Source organism: Amaricoccus sp., from assembly GCF_047602525.1.
GTDB lineage: Bacteria > Pseudomonadota > Alphaproteobacteria > Rhodobacterales > Rhodobacteraceae > Amaricoccus.
Genome location: NZ_JASGHB010000001.1, coordinates 2,689,485 through 2,714,279 on the forward strand (window position 1 = coordinate 2,689,485; position 24,795 = coordinate 2,714,279).

The 24,795-nt window shown below is 70.8% G+C and carries 23 protein-coding genes and 1 pseudogene; 9 read left to right on the forward strand and 15 right to left on the reverse strand.

Annotated elements, in window-relative coordinates; genetic code table 11:
* Positions 1–224 precede the first annotated feature (224 nt).
* The 3 genes from QM699_RS13835 to QM699_RS13845 all read right to left on the reverse strand — a co-directional run bounded on the left by QM699_RS13835 (position 225) and on the right by QM699_RS13845 (position 2,096).
* Entirely contained in the window at positions 225–806 is a 582-nt protein-coding gene (locus QM699_RS13835; protein ID WP_415011674.1) for a hypothetical protein, read from the reverse strand.
* A gap of 192 nt (positions 807–998) precedes the next feature.
* Positions 999–1,712, reverse strand: a complete 714-nt coding sequence (gene ctrA, locus QM699_RS13840; RefSeq protein ID WP_415011675.1) for a response regulator transcription factor CtrA — start codon at positions 1,710–1,712, stop codon at positions 999–1,001.
* 105 nt (positions 1,713–1,817) lie between these two features.
* A complete protein-coding gene (locus QM699_RS13845) occupies positions 1,818–2,096 on the reverse strand; it encodes a DUF1153 domain-containing protein (protein WP_415011676.1) in 279 nt (92 codons plus the stop codon).
* A gap of 117 nt (positions 2,097–2,213) precedes the next feature.
* Here QM699_RS13845 and mnmA point away from each other — a divergent pair, with 117 nt between their 5' ends.
* Both mnmA and QM699_RS13855 read left to right on the forward strand, forming a co-directional pair.
* Positions 2,214–3,374 carry a tRNA 2-thiouridine(34) synthase MnmA gene (mnmA, locus tag QM699_RS13850; RefSeq protein WP_415011677.1) on the forward strand — a complete coding sequence of 387 codons (1,161 nt, stop codon included), beginning with the start codon at positions 2,214–2,216 and terminating at the stop codon, positions 3,372–3,374.
* Between the two features lie 5 nt (positions 3,375–3,379).
* Positions 3,380–4,087, forward strand: coding sequence for a hypothetical protein (locus tag QM699_RS13855; protein WP_415011678.1), 708 nt, complete (start codon positions 3,380–3,382; stop codon positions 4,085–4,087).
* Between the two features lie 13 nt (positions 4,088–4,100).
* Here the strand turns inward: QM699_RS13855 and QM699_RS13860 are convergent, their stop codons facing one another.
* From QM699_RS13860 to QM699_RS13880, 5 genes are all read right to left on the reverse strand, one after another.
* The gene (locus QM699_RS13860; protein WP_415011679.1) at positions 4,101–4,439 is read right to left on the reverse strand and encodes a YidB family protein; all 339 of its coding nucleotides are present in this window, start codon (positions 4,437–4,439) and stop codon (positions 4,101–4,103) included.
* A gap of 195 nt (positions 4,440–4,634) precedes the next feature.
* Positions 4,635–4,886: a GlsB/YeaQ/YmgE family stress response membrane protein gene (locus tag QM699_RS13865; RefSeq protein WP_415011680.1), complete on the reverse strand. Its 252-nt coding sequence runs from the start codon at positions 4,884–4,886 to the stop codon at positions 4,635–4,637.
* A 92-nt stretch (positions 4,887–4,978) separates the two neighbouring features.
* Positions 4,979–7,102, reverse strand: coding sequence for an NAD-dependent DNA ligase LigA (gene ligA, locus QM699_RS13870; protein WP_415011681.1), 2,124 nt, complete (start codon positions 7,100–7,102; stop codon positions 4,979–4,981).
* Positions 7,103–7,381: 279 nt separating this feature from the next.
* Positions 7,382–8,311, reverse strand: a complete 930-nt coding sequence (rbsK, locus tag QM699_RS13875) for a ribokinase (RefSeq protein WP_415011682.1) — start codon at positions 8,309–8,311, stop codon at positions 7,382–7,384.
* 3 nt (positions 8,312–8,314) lie between these two features.
* Complete coding sequence (locus QM699_RS13880; RefSeq protein WP_415011683.1) at positions 8,315–8,764, reverse strand: RbsD/FucU family protein; 450 nt, start codon at positions 8,762–8,764, stop codon at positions 8,315–8,317.
* Positions 8,765–8,964: 200 nt separating this feature from the next.
* Between QM699_RS13880 and QM699_RS13885 the strand changes: the two genes are divergently transcribed.
* Entirely contained in the window at positions 8,965–10,008 is a 1,044-nt protein-coding gene (locus tag QM699_RS13885; RefSeq protein WP_415011684.1) for an alpha/beta hydrolase family esterase, read from the forward strand.
* A 110-nt stretch (positions 10,009–10,118) separates the two neighbouring features.
* Here QM699_RS13885 and QM699_RS13890 read toward each other — a convergent pair whose 3' ends face one another.
* Entirely contained in the window at positions 10,119–10,319 is a 201-nt protein-coding gene (locus tag QM699_RS13890; protein ID WP_415011685.1) for a DUF1127 domain-containing protein, read from the reverse strand.
* A 46-nt stretch (positions 10,320–10,365) separates the two neighbouring features.
* Positions 10,366–10,587 carry a DUF1127 domain-containing protein gene (locus tag QM699_RS13895; protein WP_415011686.1) on the reverse strand — a complete coding sequence of 74 codons (222 nt, stop codon included), beginning with the start codon at positions 10,585–10,587 and terminating at the stop codon, positions 10,366–10,368.
* A 371-nt stretch (positions 10,588–10,958) separates the two neighbouring features.
* On the opposite strand from QM699_RS13895, the gene QM699_RS13900 reads away from it, so the two are divergent.
* Positions 10,959–12,050, forward strand: a complete 1,092-nt coding sequence (locus tag QM699_RS13900; RefSeq protein ID WP_415011687.1) for a P-loop NTPase — start codon at positions 10,959–10,961, stop codon at positions 12,048–12,050.
* A 41-nt stretch (positions 12,051–12,091) separates the two neighbouring features.
* On the opposite strand, the gene QM699_RS13905 is transcribed toward QM699_RS13900, so the two are convergent.
* Entirely contained in the window at positions 12,092–13,639 is a 1,548-nt protein-coding gene (locus QM699_RS13905; RefSeq protein ID WP_415011688.1) for an aldehyde dehydrogenase (NADP(+)), read from the reverse strand.
* A gap of 213 nt (positions 13,640–13,852) precedes the next feature.
* Between QM699_RS13905 and QM699_RS13910 the strand changes: the two genes are divergently transcribed.
* The 5 genes from QM699_RS13910 to dnaJ all read left to right on the forward strand — a co-directional run bounded on the left by QM699_RS13910 (position 13,853) and on the right by dnaJ (position 20,191).
* Positions 13,853–14,785: a 2-dehydro-3-deoxygalactonokinase gene (locus tag QM699_RS13910; protein WP_415012758.1), complete on the forward strand. Its 933-nt coding sequence runs from the start codon at positions 13,853–13,855 to the stop codon at positions 14,783–14,785.
* On the forward strand, positions 14,782–15,399 hold the full coding sequence (locus QM699_RS13915; RefSeq protein ID WP_415011689.1) for a 2-dehydro-3-deoxy-6-phosphogalactonate aldolase: 618 nt from the start codon (positions 14,782–14,784) through the stop codon (positions 15,397–15,399). The genes QM699_RS13910 and QM699_RS13915 overlap by 4 nt, the downstream gene beginning before the upstream one ends.
* Positions 15,400–15,566: 167 nt before the next feature.
* Positions 15,567–16,862: a serine hydroxymethyltransferase gene (glyA, locus tag QM699_RS13920; protein ID WP_415011690.1), complete on the forward strand. Its 1,296-nt coding sequence runs from the start codon at positions 15,567–15,569 to the stop codon at positions 16,860–16,862.
* A 196-nt stretch (positions 16,863–17,058) separates the two neighbouring features.
* Complete coding sequence (gene dnaK / locus QM699_RS13925; RefSeq protein ID WP_415011691.1) at positions 17,059–18,969, forward strand: molecular chaperone DnaK; 1,911 nt, start codon at positions 17,059–17,061, stop codon at positions 18,967–18,969.
* 79 nt (positions 18,970–19,048) lie between these two features.
* Complete coding sequence (gene dnaJ / locus QM699_RS13930) at positions 19,049–20,191, forward strand: molecular chaperone DnaJ (protein ID WP_415011692.1); 1,143 nt, start codon at positions 19,049–19,051, stop codon at positions 20,189–20,191.
* 232 nt (positions 20,192–20,423) lie between these two features.
* On the opposite strand, the pseudogene betA reads toward dnaJ, so the two are convergent.
* The 4 genes and pseudogenes from betA to betI form a co-directional block, all read right to left on the reverse strand.
* Positions 20,424–22,068 (reverse strand): annotated as a pseudogene (gene betA, locus QM699_RS13935) (choline dehydrogenase).
* Positions 22,068–22,694 (reverse strand): glutathione S-transferase family protein, encoded by a 627-nt coding sequence (locus QM699_RS13940; protein WP_415011693.1) that lies wholly within the window; start codon positions 22,692–22,694, stop codon positions 22,068–22,070. The pseudogene betA and the gene QM699_RS13940 overlap by 1 nt, the downstream one beginning before the upstream one ends.
* 13 nt (positions 22,695–22,707) lie before the next feature.
* Positions 22,708–24,171 (reverse strand): betaine-aldehyde dehydrogenase, encoded by a 1,464-nt coding sequence (gene betB, locus QM699_RS13945; RefSeq protein WP_415011694.1) that lies wholly within the window; start codon positions 24,169–24,171, stop codon positions 22,708–22,710.
* Positions 24,171–24,749, reverse strand: a complete 579-nt coding sequence (betI, locus tag QM699_RS13950; protein WP_415011695.1) for a choline-responsive transcriptional repressor BetI — start codon at positions 24,747–24,749, stop codon at positions 24,171–24,173. The genes betB and betI overlap by 1 nt, the downstream gene beginning before the upstream one ends.
* Positions 24,750–24,795: the final 46 nt, after the last annotated feature.

The following is a 24,795-nucleotide window of genomic DNA, read 5'->3' on the forward strand; positions in this document are numbered from 1 at the left end:
ATTGACATCTATTGCACTGTAGTTCCGTAAGTATTGCAAGACGTCTGGACCCGTCTTTCATCTCCGCAGAGCGAATCGCCGTGACGCCGACGAGCCCCTCGGCGCCACGGGCGGCATTTCGGAGCCGCTGAACCGCAGCGTCGCGATCACCCCCGTCATGCCAGCCGCGATCGAGGCGGGCGTCGGCGCGGACGCGCTGCCGGCCACCTCCCGCGACGGGCCCCTCAGAAGTCCCCCAGCGCCTTGAAGTCCATCGCTTCGAGGTAGGCGGTCTTGTCCTCGATCGTGGCGCTGCCCGAGACGCTGACCATGACCTTGTTGTTCACCACGCCCTGCAGCTCGTCGCCGTCGTGGTGGAACTCGGTGCGCTGGACGCGAATCGGCTTGTCGCCCGTCGCCATTCCGGCGACGCCGGAGATCATCGCCGCGACGCTCGAGACCATCGGCGAATTGGCGACAAGGGTGATCGTCAGGTCGGCGCCGTCCTTGCTGTACGACGCTTCCGTGGTGGTGCCGCCGCCGAACATGCCCATGAAGTCGGCGCTGTCCCCGTCGCTCGGCTCCGCCCGGGTCCAGCCCGGCAGCGCCTCGGGCAGGAACTTCGCCAGGCTCTGGGCCTTCATGCTGCCGAGGAGCTTCGAGGCATAGTCGAGGTCCTGCCGCGCCCCGTCCACATCGCCGTCGGTGTACGCCTTGAGGGCGCTCTCCACGGTGTCGGTGAACTCGTCGGCGGCGGCGGGCAGCGCCGCGAAAGCGAGCGCGGCGGCGAGGGCGAGGCGGGCGAACGGCTGGTGAGGGCGGATCATTGCGGGATCTCCCGTTGTCTTGCGAGCTGCCGGCACCATACGGGCCGCGCCGCCGGAGCGGGAGGGGGCAACTGCTGCCCGGAGCACCCCCCGGACAGCGAAAAGGCCCGGGTCTGCCGGCCCGGGCCTTGTTCGCACTCGCCGCCCGCAGGCGGTACGTCCTGCCACTCCGAGTGGTCGCGGCGCCTCGCCTCAGGCCCCGACCGCCAGCCTGCGTTTCGCCTCGCTGCTCGCAGGATCGCGGAGCACATATCCGCGACCCCACACCGTCTCGATGTAGTTCTCGCCTCCCGTGGCCTCGGAGAGCTTCTTGCGGAGCTTGCAGATGAAGACGTCGATGATCTTCAGCTCCGGCTCGTCCATGCCGCCGTAGAGATGATTGAGGAACATCTCCTTGGTCAGGGTCGTGCCCTTCCGCAGCGAGAGAAGCTCCAGCATCTGGTATTCCTTGCCGGTGAGATGCACCGACTTGCCGTCGACCTCGACGGTCTTCTGGTCGAGGTTCACCATGAACTTGCCGGTCTGGATCACCGACTGGGCGTGCCCCTTCGAGCGGCGCACGATCGCGTGGATCCGCGCGATCAGCTCCTGCCGGTGGAACGGCTTCGTCATGTAGTCGTCGGCCCCGAAGCCAAAGCCCTTGAGCTTGTTCTCGGTGTCGTCGGCGCCGCTGAGGATCAGGATCGGCGTCTCGACCTTGGCGAGGCGCAGCTGGCGCAGCACATCGTGGCCGTTCATGTCCGGCAGGTTCAGGTCCAGCAGGATCAGATCGTAGTCGTAGAGCTTGGCGAGGTCGATACCCTCTTCGCCGAGATCCGTCGCGTAGACATTGAGATTCGCGTTCTGAAGCATCAATTCGATGCTCTTCGAAGTCGTCGGATCGTCTTCGACAAGGAGGACGCGCATGCCCTGCACTCCGTTCTACCAACCGGCCCTTCGCGCCGCGTCCGTGGATAACCCCTGAATGGTTAACGACTGATTACGCGATAGCCGATCCCGTAGCAGCTCGCCCTAAAGTTGTCTATACTTCTGGAGCGAGGTGACGCGCAAAGCCGATGCGCCGTGCCGGGCCATCGCCGCCCGCCAGGCGTCGAGCTCCTCCTCGGAGATGCAGTACATCTCGCAGGCCTCCGCCGCGTCCATCAGGCCGTGGTCGACCGCCGCGACGACAATCGCCTTGCGACGGGCAACCCAGCGGTCGGTATCGGCCGGCGGCAGGTCAGATCGCGTCAGCCGACTGCCATCCGGCAGAACGACGGCGACTGGTCCTTTCCCGCGACGAATATACATGATCCACTCCACAAAACTCGCGCACTCGACACATGGCTACCTAGCGGCCGATCCCTTAAGTGCCCATGAAGCTAACCCTTGCCGGTGCTTAGGGTTTTACTATATTCCAGCCCACTCATGACCACCGCCGTGCCCCTCGACGACCTGAATTCGCTCGGGCTTGCGAAGCCCGCCGCCGAAACGCGCGTGGTCGTCGCCATGTCGGGCGGCGTCGACAGCTCGGTGGTCGCGGCGCTGCTCAAGGCCGAGGGCTACGACGTGGTCGGCATGACGCTGCAGCTCTACGACCACGGCGCGGCACTCGCCCGGAAGGGGGCGTGCTGCGCCGGGCGCGACATCCACGACGCGCGCCGGGTGGCCGAGGCGATGGGCTTTCCGCACTACGTCCTCGACTACGAGAGCCGGTTCCGCGCCGCGGTGATCGACGAATTCGCCGACGCCTATCTCGCCGGCGCCACGCCCGTGCCCTGCATCCGCTGCAACGAGCGGGTGAAGTTCCGCGACCTGATGGAGACGGCGCGCGATCTCGAGGCGGATTGCATGGCGACCGGCCACTATGTCCGGCGCCTGATGGGGCCCGCCGGGCCGGAGCTGCACCGGGCGGCGGATCCGGATCGGGACCAGAGCTATTTCCTGTTCTCGACCACGCCCGCGCAGCTCGAGTTCCTGCGCTTCCCGCTCGGCGGTCTCGCCTCGAAGGCGGAAACCCGGGCGCTCGCCGCGCGCTTCGGCCTGCCGGTGGCGGAAAAGCCCGACAGCCAGGACATCTGCTTCGTGCCGGACGGCTCCTATGCCGCGGTCATCGAAAAGCTGCGGCCGGGGGCGGCCGAGCCGGGCGACATCGTGCATCTCGACGGCCGCGTCCTCGGCCGGCACGAGGGGGTGATCCGCTATACCGTGGGGCAGCGGCGGGGCCTCGGGGTCGGCGGCGGCGACTCCGGCGGCGAGCCGCTGTTCGTCGTCCGCCTCGACGCCGAGGCGCGCCGGGTGATCGTCGGTCCGCGCGACGCGCTGGCCCGCGCCACGTTCCCGGTTGCCGAGGTGAACTGGCTCGGGTCGGGGCCGTTCGAGGCGGCCCCTGCGGAGGGCTGGGAGGTGGACGTGCGGGTGCGCTCCACCCGGCGGCCGAAGCCTGCGCGGGTGTTCCCCGCCGGGCCGGCGCGGGCGCGGGTCGAGCTGCTCGCCCCGGAGGAAGGGGTGGCGCCCGGCCAGGCCTGTGTCTTCTACGCGGCGGACGGCGCGCGCGTGCTCGGTGGCGGCTGGATCGCGCGGGCCTGAGCGGCGTGGGCAAGCGCGCGATCCTGCCGAGCGATCCCGCCGAACGGCTGCACCGGATCCTGCTCATCGTGTTGCAGACGGCCATGGGGATCGAGGCAGCACTGCTGCTCTGGCGCCGTGACCTGCAGGACGCGCTCCTCGTCCTCGCGATCATGGCGGTGACGCTGCTGCCGCTGCTGCTGCGCCACCGGCTGTCCGTGCGGATGCCGTACGCCTTCCAGATCCTCGCCGTGGTCTTCGTCTTTGCCGCGCTCTACCTCGGGTCGATGCAGCGGTTCTACGTGATGTTCCCGTGGTGGGACTCGGTCCTGCACTTCAGCTCCGGCCTGCTGCTCGGCATCCTCGGCTTCATGCTCATCTACCTGCTGAACGAGGACCACCGCATCGACCTGTCGGTGAAGCCGCTGTTCATGGCGGTCTTCGCGTTCACCTTCGCGCTGGCGCTGGGGGCGCTCTGGGAGATCGTCGAGTTCCTGATGGACGTGACGCTCGGCACCACGATGCAGACACCGACGCCCGGCGATCCGTCGGGCCTGACCGACACGATGATCGACCTGATCCTCGACGCCACCGGCGGGCTCATCATCGCCGCCTATGGCTTTGTCTACGTGCGCCAGGGGTCGCGATCGTTCATCTCGGACTGGATCGCGCGGTTCGTGCAGGACAATCCGGACTGGTTCCGCCGCCGGAAGCGGTTCCGGCGGCGGCCGTAGCAGCGGGCCGGATTCAGACCAGCGTCTTCGCCTCGGACTCGGACGGAACCCGGCCGTCGGGCGTCAGGCGGTGGATGGTGTCGGGCAGCGTCGTCTTCAGCCGGTTCAGGATCTCGGCACGCGACAGGCCGGTCTTCGCCGCCAGCTCGTCGAGCGTGTCGGCCCCGAGCGCAGTCTCGAGCTCGCTCTCCTCGATCCCCGCATTGTCGCCGCTCGACACCCAGGAGTCCGCCTTCTCGCCATGCCCGGCGGTGCGAAAGCGGTCGACGAGCGAGTCGAGCCCGTCCTTGAGGTTGCGCCCCGAGTTCCTCCGAGCCGCCGAACATCTTGCCGATCTCGCCCAGCAGTCCACCGGACCCGACTGCGCCAGCACCGGCGCCGGCAGGAACCGGCTCGGCGCCGCCGGCGATCATGTCGCGCAGCTTGTCCCGGTTCTGATAGCCGGCGACGGCCGCGAGGCCGAGCAGCGCCAGCAGCGACGGCATGCCTTTGGAAGCCATTTGCTTCTCCCGATCCGAATGTCAGATTACCTGTTCTTGCGTTCCGGTCAGGCGCGCTTCGAGATGAAGCCCCAGACCGCAAGCACGATGATCGCGCCGACCGCGGCGCCGATCAATCCTGCTCCCTGGTTCGGGCCGTACCACCCGAGCGCCTGGCCGAGGAATGTCGCCACGAAGGCGCCCACGATGCCAAGGATTGCGGTCAGCACGAAGCCCTGCGGCTCGTTCCGACCGGGCATGATGAACTTCGCGATGACGCCGGCCAGAAAGCCGATGATGATTGTCCAGATGATACCCAACGCCCAGTCTCCTCGTTCCGCTGGAATCGCTCCACGAACGCAGCAAACGCACGGATCGGGCGCGGGTTCCATCACGGAACCCGGCGCCCGCCTTACCGGCCGGTCAGCGCCAGCCACTCGTCCTCGCTCAGGATCACGAGCCCCAGCTCGCGCGCCTTCTTCTCCTTCGAGCCTGCGCCCGGTCCCACGACAACGTAGTCGGTCTTCGCCGACACCGAGCCCGCGACTTTCGCGCCCAGCGCCTCGGCCCCGGCCTTGGCCTCGGCGCGGGTCAGTTTCTCGAGCGTTCCGGTGAACACCACCGTCTTGCCCGCCACTGGCGAGCCGCTGGCGGACGGGGCCGCCACGTCGCCCACCGTCAGCTCCGCGACCAGCCGGTCCACCGCGGCCCGGTTCCTCGCCTCATGGAAGAAATCGACCAGCGAGCCGGCCAGCACCTCGCCGATGCCGTTCACCGCGTTCAGATCGTCCCATTCCGGCCCGACGTGTTCGTGCGCTGCGGTCATCGCCTCCGCGAACCGCGTCCACGAGCCGTAGTGCCGCGCCACCAGCCGCGCCGCCGTCTCGCCGACATGGCGGATGCCGAGCGCGAAGATCAGCCGGTCGAGCGGCACCACGCGAGCGGCGTCGATGGCGGCGAACAGGTTCTCCGCCGACTTCTCGCCCCAGCCCTCGCGATTCTTCACCTGTGTCGGCTGCCCCGGCCCATGCCGCGACGCGAGCGTGAAGATATCGGCCGGCTCCCGGATCCAGTCGTCGACGAACAGCGCCTCCACCGCCTTCGCCCCCAGGCCCTCGATGTCGAAGGCGCCGCGGCTGACGAAGTGCTTCATCTTCTCCACCTGCTGCGCCGGACAGACCAGCGCGCCGGTGCAGTAGCTGGCCGCCTCGCCCTCCTCGCGCACCACGTCCGAGCCGCAGACCGGGCACTGTTCCGGGAAGCGATAGGGCACCGCCCCCGCCGGCCGGCGCGAGAGGTCGACGTCCTCGACCTTCGGGATCACGTCGCCCGCCCGGTAGATCGTCACCCAGTCGCCGACCCGGATGTCGCGTCCCTCGCGGATCGGCGTGCCCCTGGAGTCGCGCCCGGCGATGTAGTCGGCGTTGTGCAGCGTCGCGTTCTTCACCACGACGCCGCCGACCGTCACCGGCAGGAGCCGCGCCACCGGCGAGAGCGCCCCGGTGCGGCCCACCTGGATGTCGATCGCCTCCAGCTCGGTGGTCGCCCGCTCGGCGGAGAACTTGTGCGCCAGCGCCCAGCGCGGCGTCGTGGAGCGGAACCCGAGCCGCGCCTGCAGGTCCAGCCGGTCGACCTTGTAGACCACGCCGTCGATGTCATAGCCGAGGCTCGCGCGGCGCCCCTCGATCAGCCGGTAGTGCGCCAGCATCTCATCGACGCGCCCGCAGCGGCGCATCAACGGATTGGTGGCAAAGCCAAGGGCCGCCAGCCGCTCGATCGCGCCGGCCTGCGTCTCGGCCAGCGGCTCGGACACCTCGCCCCACGCATAGGCGAAGTACCGCAGCGGCCGTGCCGCGGTGATCCGCGCGTCGAGCTGGCGCAGCGAGCCGGCGGCCGCATTGCGCGGATTGGCGAACGTCCGCCCCGACGCCTCGGCCTGCCGCAGGTTCAGAGCCTCGAAGTCGGCGTGGCTCATGTAGACCTCGCCGCGCACCTCGAGCACCTCCGGCGCTCCCGCAAGCCGGGCGGGAATGTCGCCGATCGTGCGGGCGTTCGCGGTGACGTTCTCGCCCACCTCGCCATCGCCGCGCGTCGCCGCGGTCACGAGCTCGCCCGCCTCATAGCGCAGCGACAGGGAAAGGCCGTCGATCTTCGGCTCGGCGGTGAAGGCGAGCGGCGCGTCGGCGCCGAGGTTCAGAAAGCGCCGCACCCGGTCGGCGAACTCCACCACCTCGGCATCGTCGAAGGCGTTTTCGAGGCTCAGCATCGGCCGGGCGTGCCGCACCTTGGCAAAGGCCTCGGCCGGCGTCGCGCCCACCTGCTCCGACGGGCTGTCCGCGCGCTTCAGCTCGGGAAACCGCGCCTCGATCGCCGCGTTCCGCCGCCGCAGCGCGTCATAGTCGGCGTCGCTCAGATCCGGCGCGTCGTCGCGATGATAGGCGAGATTTGCCCGCTCGATCCGCTCGGCCAGCGACGCAAGCTCGTCGCGCGCCGCTTCGAGGCTCAGGTCGTCGACAGGGCGGAGCGTGGTCTGCATGGGGCCTCCGGAGCGAGCGCCCGACACTTATCCCGTGGCTCGCAGCAGGAGCAAGCCGGGCCGAAAACTCGCGGGAAGGGCGCCGGAGTCGCCCTTCCCGCCGCCGCGTGACCAGATACTCGGTTTGGGGAGGAAACCACCAGAGAACGCGCGGCTCATTGCCCTCTTCATACCGCGGCTGCGCGGGCGGCAGCAAGGGGCAGTCGCCCGCCGCGCGGGCATTTCTCCGCTATGGCTGAAATTGTGAGCACCTTTCCGTCACATTCGATGCATTTCCGCTCAGAGGCGCGCCAGCAGGGCCTCAACCTCGGCACGGGATGGCATCGAGCGTGCCGCGCCGGCGCGAGTCACCGACAGGCCGGCGGTCGCGCAGCCGTAGCGGACGGCGACGTCGGCGTCGGCCCCTCGGGCGAGCGCCGTGGCAAAGCCGCCGTTGAACGCGTCCCCGGCCCCGGTCGTCTCCACCACCGGACCGGCCGAAACCGCCGGCACCACCACCGAGCGGCCCCGGCCGTGCAGCAGCGCGCCCTTTTCCCCCAGCGTGACGACGACCGTGCCCACACCGCGCGCCAGCAGACGGTCGGCCGCCGCGCGGGCGCTCGCCACGTCCGTCACCGCCATGCCGGCGATCTCGCCGATCTCCGTCTCGTTCGGCGTCAGGTAGTCGCAGAGGCGGAGCACGGCATCGTCGAGCGGCTGCGCCGGCGCCGGGTTCAGGATCGTCGCGACGCCGTTCGCCCGGGCGATCTCGAGCCCGCGCACCGCCGCGTCGAGCGGCTGCTCCAGTTGCGTGACGAAAACCGCCGCCCCAGCGATCAGCCCGGCCTGCGCGTCGAGATCGGCCGGCGTGATCTCGGCCGCGGCGCCGGGCGAGATGATGATGGCGTTGTCGCCGGTGCCGTCCTCGATGAAGATGCAGGCGGCGCCGGTATAGCTCTCCGGATCGCGCTGCACCGCCGGGCGCACGCCGGCCTCGGCCCAGATCGCGAGCGCCATGGCGCCGAAGGCGTCCGCCCCGAGCCGGGTGATGAAGCTCACCTCTGCCCCGAGCCGGCCCGCCGCCACCGCCTGGTTCGATCCCTTGCCGCCGGGGCCGAGCACGAAGCTCCGCCCCAGGATCGTCTCGCCGATCCGTGGCAGCCGGCTGGCACGGTACGACGTATCGGCCACGAAGACGCCGAGGATGACGACGCGGTTTGCGCGCGGCATGGCTCAGGCCTCCGGCGGCAGGACGCCCTTGCGCAGGGCGACGCAGCCCCAGAACCGCCGCTCGCCGGTCTGGATCACCGCATAGGCCTGCTTTGCCCGCTCGTAGAACGCGAAGCGCTCGATGGCGATCATCGGCCAGCTCCGGCCCTCGGCGGCGTCGATCTCGGCCTGCACCTCGCGCTGCACGTCCGGGATCTGGTCCGGGGCATCGCTCCGCTCCATGCGCGCGGCGGCGTCGTCGACGAAGCTGTCGATCGGATAGACCGAGAGCACGGCGCGCGCGACCCGCGGCATCGGCGCGTCGATCCGAAGCAGCCGGCCGAGGCCGGTGCGCTGTGCCACCGACTGCGCCGGAAAGTTCAGGTCGCAGAGGATCAGGTCGTCGCCATGGCCCATGGCCCGCAGCGTGCCCAGCACCTCGGCGTTCAGGATCGGGTCGATCCCCTTCAGCATGTCTCGTCCTCCCGTTCAGGCACCTCTCCCGGGTGCCGGCCTCGGCTGCGATCCTTAGCACGCGGCTTCCCGCCGTCCAGCCTCCAAGCCGGTTGCGGCCGATCCTCTTAACGCCACTCTTGCTGCGGCGCACAATCGTCGCCATCTTGAGGAAAAGCCCCCCGGTCGCCCGGGGGCAATGCGACGAGGAGCGGGCAGTCATGGGAAAGGATATTGTCGGGGCCCTGCGCCAGGCGATGAGTGCGGCACGCGGGCTCGACTTCTCCGGCGCGGCGGCGAGCCTGCGCATCGCACTGGGCGACAGCCTGCCGCCGGTCGTGCCGGCCTCCCGCCCAGATGCGCGGCGCCAGAGCCTCGGCCAGGTGGTCGCGGACCTCGCGGGCCGGCCGATGCCCGTTCCGCTGGCCCCGCCGCCGGGGCTGGAGCCACGCAGCTTCGAGTGCGCGGCCGGACGCCGCAACTATCGCCTGTTCGTGCCGCCCGGCCCCGTCGAAGGGCTCATCCTCATGCTGCACGGCTGCCTGCAGACCCCGGAGGATTTCGCGGTCGGCACCGGCATGAACGCGCTGGCCGCGGACCGCGGTCTCGTCGTCGCCTGGCCGGAGCAGGAGACGCCCCACAACGCGCGGCACTGCTGGAGCTGGTTCGAGCCAGAGCACCAGCAGCGCGGCGCCGGTGAGCCCGCGATCCTCGCGGGCCTCGCCACCGCGCTCGCGGCGGAGTTCGGCGTCCCGCCGTCGCGGGTATTCGTCGCCGGCCTCTCCGCCGGCGGCTCGATGGCGGCGGTGCTCGGCGAGGGCTACCCGGACATCTTCGCCGCGGTCGGCGTCCACTCGGGCCTCGCCTGCGGCACGGCCCACGACGCGCGCTCGGCCATCGCGGCCATGCGCGGCGCCCCCGCCGCCGCCCGGCCGCTGGCCCCCGGCGACCACGCCCCGCGCGTGATCGTGTTCCAGGGCACGTCCGACGCCGTCGTCCACCCGATGAACGCCGACCGGCTGGCGGCACGCGCCTGCGCGCTGGCCGGCGTCCGCCCGTCACGCGAAGGCCACACCTCGTTCGGCGACCGGGCGATCGGCCGATCCGTGGCGCGCGGCCCCGACGGCCAGCCGATCGTGGAACTCTGGATGATCGAGGGCACCGGCCATGCCTGGTCCGGCGGGCGCAAGGCCGGCAGCTTCACCGACCCCGCCGGCCCCGACGCCTCGGCCGAGATGGTGCGCTTCTTCCTCGCTGCCGGCTGAGACCTGACGGAAAGCCGGCCGCCGGGGCCGGCTTTCCGTCACAAACGCAAGGGGCCGGGCGATCGCCGCCCGGCCCCTGTCTCGAACCCGTCGGGCTCCCGTGTCTGGTGTCAGCGGCCGTAGACCGCGTCATAGGCGATCTGCCGCGTGGAGTAGCGCGAGATCCCGAGGTCGCGGAGATCGCGGTTCGACAGCGACTCCAGCTCGGAAAGCGTGCGGCGGTAAAGCCGATAGTCGGCGATCGCCCCGCTCAGGCGGGAAAGCAGGCCCGGACGGGCGCGACCGAATTCAGCGTGAACGACGTTGGCCATGGTGATGATCCTTCGGATTGGGTGCGGCGCCCGCGGGCGCGTGTGTTCAGTTGCCGTAGACGGAGCGGTGCGCGATGCCCCGGATGCCCGCCCGGCCGAGGCCGAGATCGGCCAGCTGGCGGTCGGAGAGCGCCCTCAGCTCCGCGAGGGTGGCGTGATAGGCCCGGAAGTCCTGCCAGGCGCGATTGATCCTTCCGAGGAGACCCTCGGTCCGCTCGCCGACCACGGTAAAACCGGAGCCGAACTTTGCGGTGCTCGATGCCGTCATGTCCGTTTCCTTTCGCATGCGTTCGTGACTGAGCGTTTCCGTCTTTGTTGCAGTGCAAAATAATCGCGCTGCACCGCAATGCAACGCCCTGTGGGTAAAACCAGCCATGCGGGTCACGCATGGCTTGTAACAAACTGTTAATCATTGCCAAAATTCCTTCTAAAACACCGACATGGCTCCGGCCGGCATAGGGGCGATCCTGCCGGCGCCGTGCATGAGCGGCACAATCGGAAACGAACATCCCGCAGCGTTAACCCGGGATTCACCCTTTTCACTGAGTCGGAGCGGGCCTTGCCTCCGCCCACCGACTGGATGATCTAGAGGCCACGGGCCGCCGACCGCGGCCCCGCAGAACGAGGCGAGCTTCGACGATGACCCTGACCCGAGACGACGTCCTCGCAGCCCTGCGGCGCGTGCCGATGCCCGGCACCAGCGGCAGCGTGGTGGAGGCCGACGTCGTGCGCGCGATCGCGGTCGAAGGCGGCCGGGTGCGCTTTCTCCTCGAGGTCGACCCCGCCCTCGGCAGCCGGCTCGAGCCGACCCGGGCCGCAGCCGAGGCGGCGGTCGCTGCCCTGCCCGGCGTCGCCAGCGTCTCGGCGCTGCTGACGGCGCACGGCCCGGCATCCAGGGGCCCGACGCCCAAGGCGCCGCCGCCCGACCTCAAGATCGGCCGCCACCCGACGCCGCAGGCCGGCCCCGAGCCGGTCCCCGGCGTGCGCACCATCGTCGCCGTCGCCTCCGGCAAGGGCGGCGTCGGCAAGTCGACGCTGGCGGCCAACCTCGCCGTCGCGCTCGCCCGCGCCGGCAAGCGCACCGGCCTGCTCGACGCCGACATCTACGGCCCCTCCCAGCCGCGGATGATGGGCGTCTTGGACCGGCCGAAGTCGCCGGACGGCAAGACCATCCTGCCGCTCACCGCGCACGGCGTGACGCTCATGTCGATCGGCCTGATGCTGAAGGAAGGCGAGGCGGTGGTCTGGCGCGGCCCGATGCTGATGGGCGCGCTGCAGCAGATGATGGGACAAGTCGCCTGGGGCGAGCTCGACACGCTGATCGTCGACCTGCCCCCCGGCACCGGCGACGTGCAGCTCACGCTGTCGCAGCGCTATCCGCTGACCGGCGCCGTCGTCGTCTCCACTCCGCAGGACGTGGCGCTGCTCGACGTGCGGAAGGCGCTCGACATGTTCGGCAAGCTCAAGGTGCCGGTCCTCGGCATGGTCGAGAACATGTCCGCCTACATCTGCCCCAACTGCGGGCACGAGGCGCACATCTTCGGCCACGGCGGCGCGCGCGCCGAGGCGGAAAAGCTCGGGATCCCGTTCCTCGGGGAAATTCCCCTCGACCTGAAGGTCCGCGTCGCCGGCGACAGCGGCGCGCCGATCGTCGCCACCCACCCCGACAGCCCGGAGGCCCGCGCCTTCGCCGCCGTGGCCCGCCGCCTCATCGACACGGGGATCGTCTAGCCCGCGGGACCGCCGGTGCGACCGGCGGCCCCGCGCGTCGCTCACACCGCCAGGTCGTCCGGCAGCACGTCGGCGGGCAGGTTCTGGTAGGAGACCGGCCGGAGGAAGCGCCGGATCGACAGGGTGCCGACCGACGTGGCGCCGAAGTTCGTCGACGCCGGATAGGGCCCGCCGTGGACCATCGCGTCGCAGACCTCGACCCCGGTCGGGAAGCCGTTGGCGAGGACGCGGCCTGCCTTGCGCTCCAGCACCGGCAGCAGCCTGCGCGCCAGCGCGGTATCGCCCGCGTCGAGATGCAGCGTCGCCGTCAGCTGCCCCTCGAAGCTCTTCGCGACCTCGATCATCTCGGCCTCGTCCGCGACAGTGACGATGAGCCCGAGCGGCCCGAACACCTCTTCGGCCAGCGCGTGGTTGCTGACCCAGGCGGCGGCCTCGACCAGGAACAGCTGCGGCGTCGCCTGCCGCCGGTCGCAGGCGGTGGCGAGCAGCTCGCGCACGCCGGCGCCGCCGGCGATCCGCGCCGTGCCGTCGCGATAGGCGCGCGCGATGCCTTCGGTCAGCATCACCTGCGCGCCGACCTTGCCGAGCGCCGCCGTCGCCGCCTCGGCAAAGCCCTGCGCCTGATCCGCGCGGATCACCGCGATCCCGGGGTTGGTGCAGAACTGCCCCGCCCCCATGGTCAGCGACCCGGCCCAGCCCTCGGCGATCGCGCCGCCCCGCGCCTTGACCGCCTCCGGCAGCAGGAACATCGGGTTGACCGACCCCAGCTCGCCGAAGAACGGGATCGGCTCCGGCCGGGCCGCGCAGAGGTCGAAGAGCGCCCGTCCCCCGCCCAGCGAGCCGGTGAAGCCCACCGCCTTGATCCGAGGATGCGTGACCAGCGCCTCGCCGACCTTGCGGTTGCCGCCCTGCACCAGACTGAACACGCCGGGGTGGATCCCGAGCCGCGTCCGGGCCGCGTTCACCGCCTCGGCGACGATCTCGCCGGTGCCCGGGTGCGCCGAATGCCCCTTCACCACGACCGGGCAGCCGGCGGCCAGCGCCGCGGCCGTGTCGCCGCCCGCCGCCGAGAACGCGAGCGGAAAGTTCGACGCGCCGAACACCGCCACCGGCCCGATCGGCCGCTGCATCAGCCGGATGTCCGGCCGCGGCAGCGGCTTCCTGTCCGGCAGCGCCTTGTCCACGCGCCGGTCGAGATAGTCGCCCTCGCGGATGTGCGAGGCGAACAGACGCAGCTGCCCGGTCGTGCGGCCCCGCTCGCCCTCGAGCCGGCCCGCCGGCAGGCCGGTCTCCTGCGTGCCGATCTCGGTGATCGGCGCGGCCCGGGCCTCGATCTCGTCGGCGATCGCCTCGAGGAACGCCGCCCGCTCCTCGCGGCTGGAATAGCCGTAGGACCAGAATGCCGCCTCCGCCGCCTCGCAGGCGCGGTCGACCAGCTCCGGCGTGCCCACCGCGAAGTCGTGCGCCGGCCCCGACGCCGGCTCCGAGCGGAAGGTCGCCCCGGCGCCGACCCACTCGCCCGCGATCAGATGCCTGCCATGCGGCACGAAGACCGCCGTTTCCCCAGCCGTCATCTCGCTCGTCGCCATCCGCGACCTCCCTTGCTCTCGCTTGCCCCGCAGTTCTGCCGGTTCTCGCCCGCTACGCAAGCCTGCGCGCACCGGCTCCTGCGGCCCCGGCCGCAGCTTGACCACGGCGGCTCCCCGGCCTTAGGTCGGCCGGACAGACGGGAGGTGGACGTGACCAGCCAGAACGCAACCCCCGCGGACCACCCGGCCGGCGCGACGATCGCCGCCGGCCCGATCACCCCCGACTGGATCGCTGTCGACTGGGGGTCCTCCAACCTGCGGGCCTGGGCGATGGACGCGGACAGCCGGCCGCGCGCCGAGACCAGCGCCCCGACCGGCGCCTCGACCCTCGCGCCCGGCGCCTTCGAGGCCGCGCTGCTGGCCGCCATCGGCCCGTGGCTGGGCGACCGGAAAAGCACCCGACCGACCGACGTGATCGTCTGCGGCATGGCCGGCGCCCGCGGCGCCTGGGTCGAGGCGCCCTATGCCGCCGTCCCCTGCCCGCCGTCGCCCGCCAGCCCCGCCCGCGTGGCGACCGCCGACCCGCGCCTCGCGGTGCGCATCCTGCCCGGCCTGTCGCAGCTCGACCCCGCCGACGTCATGCGCGGCGAGGAGACCCAGATCGCCGGCCTCCTCGCCCGCGAGCCGCGCTTCGACGGCGTCGCCTGCCTGCCCGGCACCCACACCAAGTGGGCCCATCTGTCGGCCGGCGAGGTGGTGAGCTTCGCCAGCTACATGACCGGCGAGATCTTCGCGCTCCTCGCCACCCAGTCGGTCCTGCGCCGCACCGTCGCGCCCGACGGCTGGGACGAGGCCGCCTTCCTCGCCGCCGCCGAGGAGGGCCTCGCCCGGCCCGAGCGCGTGCCCGCGCGCCTCTTCGGCCTGCGTGCCGGCGCGCTCGTCGCCTCGCTCGACCCGACGCTCGCCCGCGCGCGGCTCTCGGGCCTGCTCATCGGTGCCGAGATCGCGGCCGCCCGGCCCTACTGGCTCGGGCGCGACGTGGTGCTGATCGGCGCGCCCGCGATCGCCGGAGCCTACCGTGGCGCGCTCGGCCTCGCCGGCCTCGACGCCCGCGTGGCCGACGCCACCGCCATGACCCTCGCCGGCCTCGCCGCCGCCCACGCGGCCATCGCGGTCCGCGCTGCCAGCAACGGAGCCCACCCATGACCCGACCGCTCATCGCCATCCTGCGCGGCCTCGAGCCTGCCCATGCCGTCGAGACCGGCGAGGCACTCATCGCCGCCGGCATCACCCGGATCGAGGTGCCGCTGAACTCGCCCCAGCCGCTGCGGAGCATCGCCGCGATGCAGGCAGCACTCGGCGAGCGCGCGGCGATCGGCGCCGGCACCGTGCTCACCCCCGAGGACGTGCGCGCCGTCGCCGCCACGGGTGCGACCTTCATCGTCTCGCCGAACGCCGACACCCGCGTCATCGAGCGCACGAAGCAGCTCGGCCTCGGCTCCTACCCCGGCGTCTTCACCGCCACCGAATGCTTCGCGGCGCTCGCCGCCGGCGCCGACGCGCTGAAGGTCTTCCCGGCGAGCGCCCTCGGCCGCGACGGCGTGACCGCGATCCGCGCCGTGCTGCCGAAGGGCACGCAGGTCTATGCCGTCGGTGGCGTCGGTCCGGCGGATTTCGCCGAGTGGCGCGCCGCCGGCATCGACGGCTTCGGCCTCGGCAGCGCCCTCTTCAAGGCCGGCTGGACGCCCGGGCGCGTCGCGGAGGCCGCCCGCGCCGCCGTGGCCGCCTGGGACGCAACCATGGGGCTGGTGAGCGCGTAGCGCGCGACCGGCTCGCGGACCTGACGCCGCCTGCATTCCGGCACCGGCGGGGAAATCCGCCCCTGCCGCGCCAAGGTTGCCCCCCGCCTGGCGCGCAATCAGGGTTTCCCGGTTCCGTCGATGGGAGTATGCCCGGCCGCGACCCCTGAACCCCGGAGCGCCATCCCGTGCAAGACACCCTGACCGAAAGCGGCTTCTTCACCCAGGATCTCGAGTCCCGTGACGCCGAGATCTTCGGCGCGATCCGGCAGGAGCTCGGCCGCCAGCGCGACGAGATCGAGCTGATCGCCTCCGAGAACATCGTCTCCCGCGCCGTGCTGCAGGCGCAGGGCTCGGTGATGACCAACAAGTACGCCGAAGGCTATCCCGGCCGGCGCTACTACGGCGGATGCCAGTACGTCGACATCGCCGAGAACCTCGCGATCGAGCGGGCCTGCCGGCTGTTCGGGGCCGGCTTCGCCAACGTCCAGCCGAATTCGGGCAGCCAGGCCAACCAGGCGGTGTTCCTCGCGCTGCTCCAGCCCGGCGACACCTTCCTCGCGATGGACCTGTCCGCCGGCGGCCACCTGACCCACGGGGCAAAGCCCAACATGTCGGGCAAGTGGTTCAAGGCCGTCCACTACGGCGTCCGCAAGCAGGACCAACGCCTCGACTACGACGCGGTGGCCGAGCTGGCGGCGGAGCACAAGCCGAAGCTCATCATCGCCGGCGGCTCGGCGATCCCGCGCCAGATCGACTTCGCGAAGTTCCGCGAGATCGCCGACTCGGTCGGGGCCTACCTGATGGTCGACATGGCGCATTTCGCCGGCCTCGTCGCCGGCGGACAGCACCCGACCCCCCTGCCCCATGCCCATGTCGTCACCACCACCACCCACAAGACCCTGCGCGGCCCCCGCGGCGGCATGGTGCTGACGAACGACGAGGCGATCGCGAAGAAGATCAACTCGGCCGTGTTCCCGGGCCTGCAGGGCGGCCCGCTCATGCACGTCATCGCCGGCAAGGCCGTCGCCTTCGGCGAGGCTCTGCGCCCCGAGTTCGCCGACTACGCCGCCGCCGTGGTGGCGAATGCCAGGGCGCTGGCCGAGAGCCTGATGAAGGGCGGCGTCGACATCGTGACCGGCGGCACCGATACCCACCTGATGCTGGTCGACCTGCGCCCCAAGGGCGTCACCGGCAAGGACGCCGAGGCCGCGCTCGGCCGCGCGCACATCACCTGCAACAAGAACGGCATCCCGTTCGATCCGGCGCCGCCGACCGTCACCTCCGGCGTCCGCCTCGGCACGCCCGCCGGCACCACCCGCGGCTTCGGCGAGGCGGAGTTCCGCCAGATCGGCGCGCTGATCGTCGAGGTGCTCGACGGCCTCGCCGCCAACGGCCCCGACGGCAACGCCGAGGTCGAGGCGTCGGTGAAGGCCCGCGTCCAGACGCTCTGCGACCGCTTCCCGATCTATCCCGGGCTCTGAGGAGGACTTTCGCACCGGGGCCGGCCGCGACGCCGGCCCCGCAGATCATTTCCAACCGTATGCTTGCGAGCCGATTTGCCCAAACCTATATAGCCTGCCAGCCCCGGGTCGGCGCGTACCGCCGCCCGGACAGGGATCCCCGGCGGGGGCCTTTTTGGGACCCGCCAGTCAAATCGCCGCTCGAAAGGACCAGTGCATGTCTAAAGTCATCGGCATCGACCTCGGCACCACCAACTCCTGCGTCGCCATCATGGACGGGTCGCAGGCCCGCGTGATCGAAAACTCCGAAGGTGCGCGCACCACGCCGTCGATCGTTGCCTTCACCGACGACGAGCGCCTTGTTGGCCAGGCCGCCAAGCGCCAGGCGGTGACGAATTCCGAGAACACCCTCTTCGCCGTCAAGCGCCTGATCGGCCGCCGCTACGACGACCCGATGGTCGCCAAGGACAAGGGCATGGTGCCCTACAACATCGTCCCCGGTGCGAACGGCGACGCGTGGGTCGAGGTGAAGGGCGAGAAGTACTCCCCGAGCCAGATTTCCGCCTTCATCCTGCAGAAGATGAAGGAGACCGCCGAGTCCTACCTCGGCGAGAAGGTGACGCAGGCCGTCATCACCGTCCCCGCCTACTTCAACGACGCCCAGCGTCAGGCGACCAAGGACGCCGGCAAGATCGCCGGGCTCGAGGTGCTGCGCATCATCAACGAGCCGACCGCGGCGGCGCTGGCCTACGGCCTCGAGAAGACCGGCACCAAGACGATCGCGGTCTATGACCTCGGCGGCGGCACCTTCGACATTTCGATCCTCGAGATCGACGACGGCCTCTTCGAGGTGAAGTCGACGAACGGCGACACCTTCCTCGGCGGCGAGGACTTCGACCTCCGGATCGTCCAGTACCTCGCGGACGAGTTCAAGAAGGAGAACGGCGTCGACCTGACCAAGGACAAGATGGCGCTGCAGCGGCTGAAGGAAGCCGCCGAGAAGGCGAAGATCGAGCTTTCGTCGTCGAGCCAGACCGAGATCAACCAGCCGTTCATCTCGATGGACCCGAAGACCCACCAGCCGCTGCACCTCGTGCTGAAGCTGACGCGGGCCAAGCTCGAGTCGCTCGTCTCCGACCTGATCGCGCGCACCATGAAGCCCTGCGCGCAGGCGCTGAAGGACGCGGGCGTCTCCAAGGGCGAGATCGACGAGGTGGTGCTCGTCGGCGGCATGACCCGCATGCCGAAGGTCATCGAGGAGGTGCAGAAGTTCTTCGGCAAGGAGCCGCACAAGGGCGTGAACCCCGATGAGGTGGTGGCGCTCGGCGCGGCGATCCAGGCCGGCGTGCTGCAGGGCGACGTCAAGGACGTCGTGCTGCTCGACGTGACGCCGCTGTCGCTCGGCATCGAGACCCTGGGCGGCGTCTTCACCCGCCTGATCGACCGCAACACCACGATCCCGACCAAGAAGAGCCAGATCTTCTCCACCGCCGAGGACAACCAGAACGCGGTGACGATCCGGGTCTTCCAGGGCGAGCGCGAGATGGCGGCCGACAACAAGATCCTCGGCCAGTTCAACCTGGAGCAGATCCCGCCCGCCCCTCGCGGCGTGCCGCAGATCGAGGTGACCTTCGACATCGACGCCAACGGCATCGTCTCCGTGTCCGCCAAGGACAAGGGCACGAACCGCGAGCAGAAGATCACCATCCAGGCCTCGGGCGGCCTCAGCGACGCCGACATCGACAAGATGGTGCGGGAAGCCGAGGACAACGCCGAGGCCGACAAGGCCCGCCGCGAGCTGGTCGAGGCCAAGAACCAGGCCGAGAGCCTGATCCACGGCACCGAGCGGTCGGTCGCCGAGCACGGCAAGCTGGTCGATCCGACCACGATCGAGGCGATCGAGCTGTCGATCAAGGTGCTGAAGGAGGCGATGGAGGGCGAGGACGCCGAGAAGATCCGCGCCCGCAGCCAGGACCTGACCGAAGCGGCGATGAAGCTCGGCGAAGCGATCTACAAGGCGCAGGCCGCCGAGCAGTCGGGCGAGGCCGATGGCCCGGCCGGGGCGGCGTCCGACGACGACGTGGTGGACGCCGACTTCGAGGATCTCGGCGACAACAAGAAGTCCTGATCCGGCATGTGACTGGTGATCGGATGGCCCCCCTGGAAACCGGGGGGCCATTCGTCCGTTTGAAGGGAACCGCGCTGCAATGGCGAAACGCGATTATTACGATGTGCTCGGCGTCGCCAAGGGCGCCTCGTCCGACGACATCCGCAAGGCCTTCAAGAAGAAGGCGATGGAGCACCATCCCGATCGCAACCGCCACGATCCCAAGAGCGAGTCCCGCTTCAAGGAAGTGAACGAGGCGTACGACGTCCTGAAGGACGACCAGAAGCGCGCCGCCTACGACCACCACGGCCACGCCGCCTTCGCCCACGGCAACGGCGCGAGCGCCGGTGCCGGCGGCTTCCGGCCCGGCGGGGCCGACTTCTCCTCGGCGTTCTCCGACATCTTCGAGGATCTGTTCGGCATGGGCGCCGCCGCCCAGCGCACCCGCTCGCGCAGCCAGCGCGGCTCCGACCTGCGCTATAACCTCTCGATGACCCTCGAGGAGGCGTTCAACGGCAAGCAGGCAACGATCTCCGTCCCCTCCTCCGCCCCCTGCGACGTCTGCAACGGCACCGGCGCCGAGGGTGGCGCGGTGCCCGCGACCTGTCCCACCTGCTCGGGGATGGGCAAGGTCCGCGCGCAGCAGGGCTTCTTCACCGTCGAGCGCCCCTGCCCCACCTGCGGCGGCCGCGGCCAGATCATCAAGAACCCCTGCACCGCCTGCGCCGGCGCCGGCCGGGTGGCGCGCGAGCGCACGCTCAACGTCAACATCCCGGCCGGCGTCGAGACCGGCACCCGCATCCGGCTCGCCGGCGAGGGCGAGGCGGGCCTGCGCGGCGGCCCGGCGGGCGATCTCTACATCTTCGTCGAGGTCGAGCGGCACCCGATCTTCGAGCGCGAGAACCAGGATCTCTACTGCCGCATCCCGCTCGCCATGACCACGGCGGCGATGGGCGGCGAGATCGACGCGCCCACGCTCGACGGCGGCAAGACCCGGGTCAAGGTGCCTTCCGGCGTGCAGTCCGGCAAGCAGCTGCGCCTGCGCGGCAAGGGCATGCCGGCGCTGCGCGGCACCGGCGCGGGCGACCTCTACATCGAACTGGCGGTCGAGACCCCGGTGAACCTCACCCCCCGCCAGAAGGAGCTGCTGCGCGAGTTCGAGGAGGAGGGCCGCGACAACAGCCCGGAAGCCCAGGACTTCTTCAGCCGCGTCAAGAGCTTCTGGGACGGCATGAAGGGCTGACCGCGAGGGGCGTCATCCCGCGCCCCCGTCCTTTTTCTTGGTGGCAAATACTCCCGCCGGAGGCTCCCGTCCCCGCAGCCCGCCGGCCGCTGCACGCTGCTCCCCCGGCCCGCGGCTGTCTCGCGGGCCGCAGTCGACAACGCCATCCGGCGCGGCGACGCCCACATCGCTCGCCACACCCGCGTCAGCGGCCTTCCGGCCAGTTCAGGCGCGAAATCCCCCGATTTCGCCCCTACCGATCCGACTCCCGCCACCGCGGATTGATCCACGGCGCCAGATCCGACGGTGGCAGGCGGCGCCCGAGGATGTGGTCGGCGGCCTTCTCGCCCACCATGATCGACGGCGCGTTCAGGTTGCCGTTGGTGATCCGTGGAAACACCGAGCTGTCGGCGACGCGCAGGCCGTCGACGCCGATCACCCGGCACTCCGGGTCGACCACCGCCAGCGGATCGTCCGCGGCTCCGAGGCGCGCCGTGCCGCAGGGGTGATAGGCGCTCTCAACGTGCTCCCGCAGGAAGCCGTCCAGCTCGTCGTCGCTCTGCAGCCCCCGGCCCGGCTGGATCTCGTCGCCGGCGTAGGGCCCGAACGCCGCCTGCGCGAAGATCTCGCGGGTGAGCCGGATGCAGCGGCGGAAATCCCGCCAGTCCTGCTCGGCCTCCATGTAGTTGAACCGGATCGCCGGCGCCTCGGCCGGATCGGCGCTGCGGAGCCGCACCGTGCCGCGCGAGGGCGAGCGCATCGGCCCGACGTGCGCCTGGAACCCGTGCCCCCGCACCGCCGACTTGCCGTCGTAGCGCACGGCCAGCGGCAGGAAGTGATACTGGATGTCGGGGTACTCGACCCCCGGGCCCGACCGCACGAACGCCGCCGACTTCGAACTGGTTCGAGGTGCCGAGGCCCATCTTGGCGAACAGCCACTGCGCCCCGATCCGCGCCATGCCGCGGTAGTTATAGACGCTGTAGAGCGTCACCGGCTTCAGGCTCTTCATCTGGAAGTACATTTCCAGATGGTCCTGCAGGTTCGCCCCCACCCCCGGCCGGTCGGCGATCACCTCGATGCCGTGCTCGGCGAGATGCCCCGCCGGCCCGATGCCCGACAGCATGAGCAGCTTCGGCGTGTTGATCGACGAGGCCGAGACGATCACCTCGCGCCGCGCCGCGATCACCTGCCGCTTGTCGCCCTGCTGGATCTCGACGCCGCGCGCCCGCCCCTCCGCGATCACCACCCGGGTCGCGAGCCCGCTCACCACCCGCACGTTGCCGCGCCGGAGCGCCGGCCGCAGATAGGCGTTCGCCACCGACCAGCGCCGGCCGCGCCACACCGTCTGCTCCATCGGCCCGAAGCCCTCCTGCTTCTGGCCGTTGTAGTCGAAGGTCAGCTCGAAGCCCGCCTGCGCGCCGGCCTCGACGAAGCTGTGGTAGAGCGGATTGCGCCGCGGCCCGCGCGTGACGTGCAGCGGCCCGGAGTCGCCGCGCCAGTCGGAATGCCCGCCGTGCCAGTTTTCCTGCCGGATGAAGTAGGGCAGCACGTCGGCGAACGACCAGCCCGCCGCCCCCATCTCGGCCCAGGTGTCGAAGTCACGCGGGTGGCCGCGGACGTAGACCATGCCGTTGATCGACGACGACCCGCCGAGCACCTTGCCGCGCGGCGTGACCAGCGTGCGCCCGCCGAGGTGCGGCTCCGGCTCGGAATGAAAGCCCCAGTCGTACCGGGCCATGTTCATCGGGTAGCTGAGCGCCGCCGGCATCTGGATGAACGGCCCCCAGTCGGTGCCGCCGTATTCGATGACCAGCACCGAATGCCCGGCCTCGCCCAGCCGGTAGGCGACCGCCGCACCCGCCGAGCCCGAGCCGATGATGACGTAGTCGGCTTCCATCACCGCATCATCGCCGCAAGATGGTGATAGTCGATCATCACGTGCTCGACGAATGTCGGTCGATCGCACAGCCGCCGGTAGTAACTCGCCACCCGTGGCCAGTCCCGGCGCTCGAGATCGAGCGTGAAGTAGCGGTAGAGCGGCAGGCCGACCTCGATGTCCGCAAGCGTGAACGCCTCGCCGAGCACCCAAGGTCCGGCCGCGAGCTGCGCCTCGAGGATCCCGAGGTGACTGTCGAGCGCGGCACGCCCCTTCGGCTCCGGCGCACCCCCCCTCAGCACGGGATGGAAGATCGCACTCAGGAAATTCGCCTGCAGCGTCACCTTCCCCCACTCGGCCCACATGTCGACCGGCGCGCGCGCCACCGGGTCCTCCGGCCAGAACGGAAACCGCCCGAAGCGCGCGGCGAGATAGCGCAGGATCGCCGCGCTCTCGAACATCGTGACGTGCTCGTCCCGGAGCACCGGCACCAGGCCGTTCGGGTTCATCGCGCGGTACTCCGGCGTATCGGTGCCGCCGAAGCCGAAGCCCGCGTCGACGCGCTCCGCCGTGAGCCCGAGCTCGGCGATGCCCCACATCACCGCCTGCACGTTCATCGAACTGGCGCGACCATAAACCGTCAGCATGGCCTTCTCCCTCTCAGAACGGCGCCTCGACCGGCCCCGTGGCGACATAGACCGACTTCACCCGGCTCCAGTGATCGAGTGCGGCGCGGCCGTTCTCCCGCCCGATGCCGCTCGCCTTCACGCCACCGAACGGCGCCTCGACCGGCGTCAGGTTGTAGGCGTTGATCCAGGTCGTCCCCGCCTCGAGCGCACCGACGACGCGGTGCCCCCGCGCGAGGGCGCGGGTGAAGACCCCGGCGGCGAGGCCGTAGGGCGTCGCATTGGCGCGCGCCACCGCCTCGGCCTCGTCGTCGAAGGCGAGAACGCTCATCACCGGGCCGAAGATCTCCTCCCGTGCGATGGTCATCGCGTCGGTCACGTCGGCGAAGACGGTCGGCTGCACGAAGAAGCCGCCTTCGAACCCCTGCACCCGCGCCCGTTCGCCGCCGGTGACGAGCCGGGCGCCCTCGGCGCGGCCGGCCGCGATGAAGCCCATGACCTTCTCGCCCTGCGCGGCCGAGATCAGCGGCCCCATCGTCACGCCCTCGTCGAACGGATCGCCCAGCACGATCCGCTCCGAGCGCGCCGCCAGCCGGCCGAGGAAGTCCTCGTAGACCCCGCGCTGCACGAAGACCCGCGTGGCGTTCGAGCAGACCTGACCCGCCGAATAGAAGTTGCCGAGCATCGCCCCGCCCACCGCGCTGTCGAGGTCGGCATCGTCGAAGACGAGGAGCGGCGACTTGCCGCCGAGTTCCAGCGTCACCGGCTTCAGCCCCGCGGCCGCCGTCTCGTAGACCCGCCGGCCCGTCGGCACCGAGCCGGTCAGCGACACCTTGGCGACCTGCGGATGCCCGGCGAATGCCGCGCCCACCGCGCCGCGGCCCTGCACGACGTTGAACACCCCGTCCGGCAGCCCGGCCTCGGCGAAGATCTCGCCGAGCTTCAGCGCGCCGAGCGGCGTCATCTCCGACGGCTTGAAGATCAGCGCATTGCCGCAGGCGAGCGCCGGGGCGGCCTTCCAGCAGGCGATCTGGCTCGGATAGTTCCACGCGCCGATCCCGAAGCAGATGCCGAGCGGCTCGCGCCGGGTGTAGACGAAATCCCCGCCCAGATCCGCGGTCTCGCCGCCGAGCCCGGCCGCGAGGCCCGCGAACCACTCCAGCGCATCCGCGCCCGAGGCCCAGTCCGCGACAAGCGTCTCGGACAGCGGCTTGCCGGTGTCGAGCGTCTCCAGCTCCGAAAGCTCGCGATTGCGCGCCCGGATGAGGTCCGCCGCCCGGCGCAGCACCCGCGCCCGCGCTGCCGGCGGCGTCGCCCGCCACACGGCAAAGCCGTCGGCCGCCGCCGCGACCGCCGCGGCCACCACCCCCGGGGTCGCCTCGTGCAGCGCGGCGATCGACTCACCCGTGGCGGGATAGACCACCGCGAGCGGCTCTCCGGCCGTATCTTCGACCGGCGCTCCGCCGATCCAGTGCGAAGCTTTCGGCTGCGCCCGCATCACGCTCTCCTTGCCAGCTCGAGGTCGAGGTAGTCCTCGACCGCAGACACCGCGGCGCGCGGCGACACCTGCCCCCGCAGCGCGCCGCGCAGATAGACCCCGTCGATGAACGCCCCGAGGTTGTCGGCGATGCGCTCCGCCTCGGCCACCGTCACCAGATGGCGCAGCGCATGCACGAGGTTCGAGTGGAGCCGGCGGTGATAGACGCGGAGCAGCCGCGCCGCCGGCTGTGAACTCTGCGCGAGCGCGTAGAACGTCAGCCATGCGCTCACCGTCGCCCGGTGAAACTGCTCCGGCCCGAAGCTGCCGCGCAGCACCGCGTCGATTCGCTCGCGCGGCGTCGAGGCCCGGCGCAGGCCATCGGCCACCACCGCCCGGAACTCGACCAGCAGATACCGCATGGTGGCATGGATCAGCCCGTCCTTGCCGCCGAAGTAGTGATGCGCCAGCGCCGCCGACACCCCGGCCCGCTCGGCGATCTGTGCCACCGTCACGTCGAGCGAGCCGCGATCCGAGATCTCGCGCAGCGCCGCGCCGATCAGCGCCTTGCGCCGCATCTCCGCCGTTCCGCTCGCCATCGCCGGGCGCTCCCACCAAAAGTTGATTGACGGATCAATCAATATG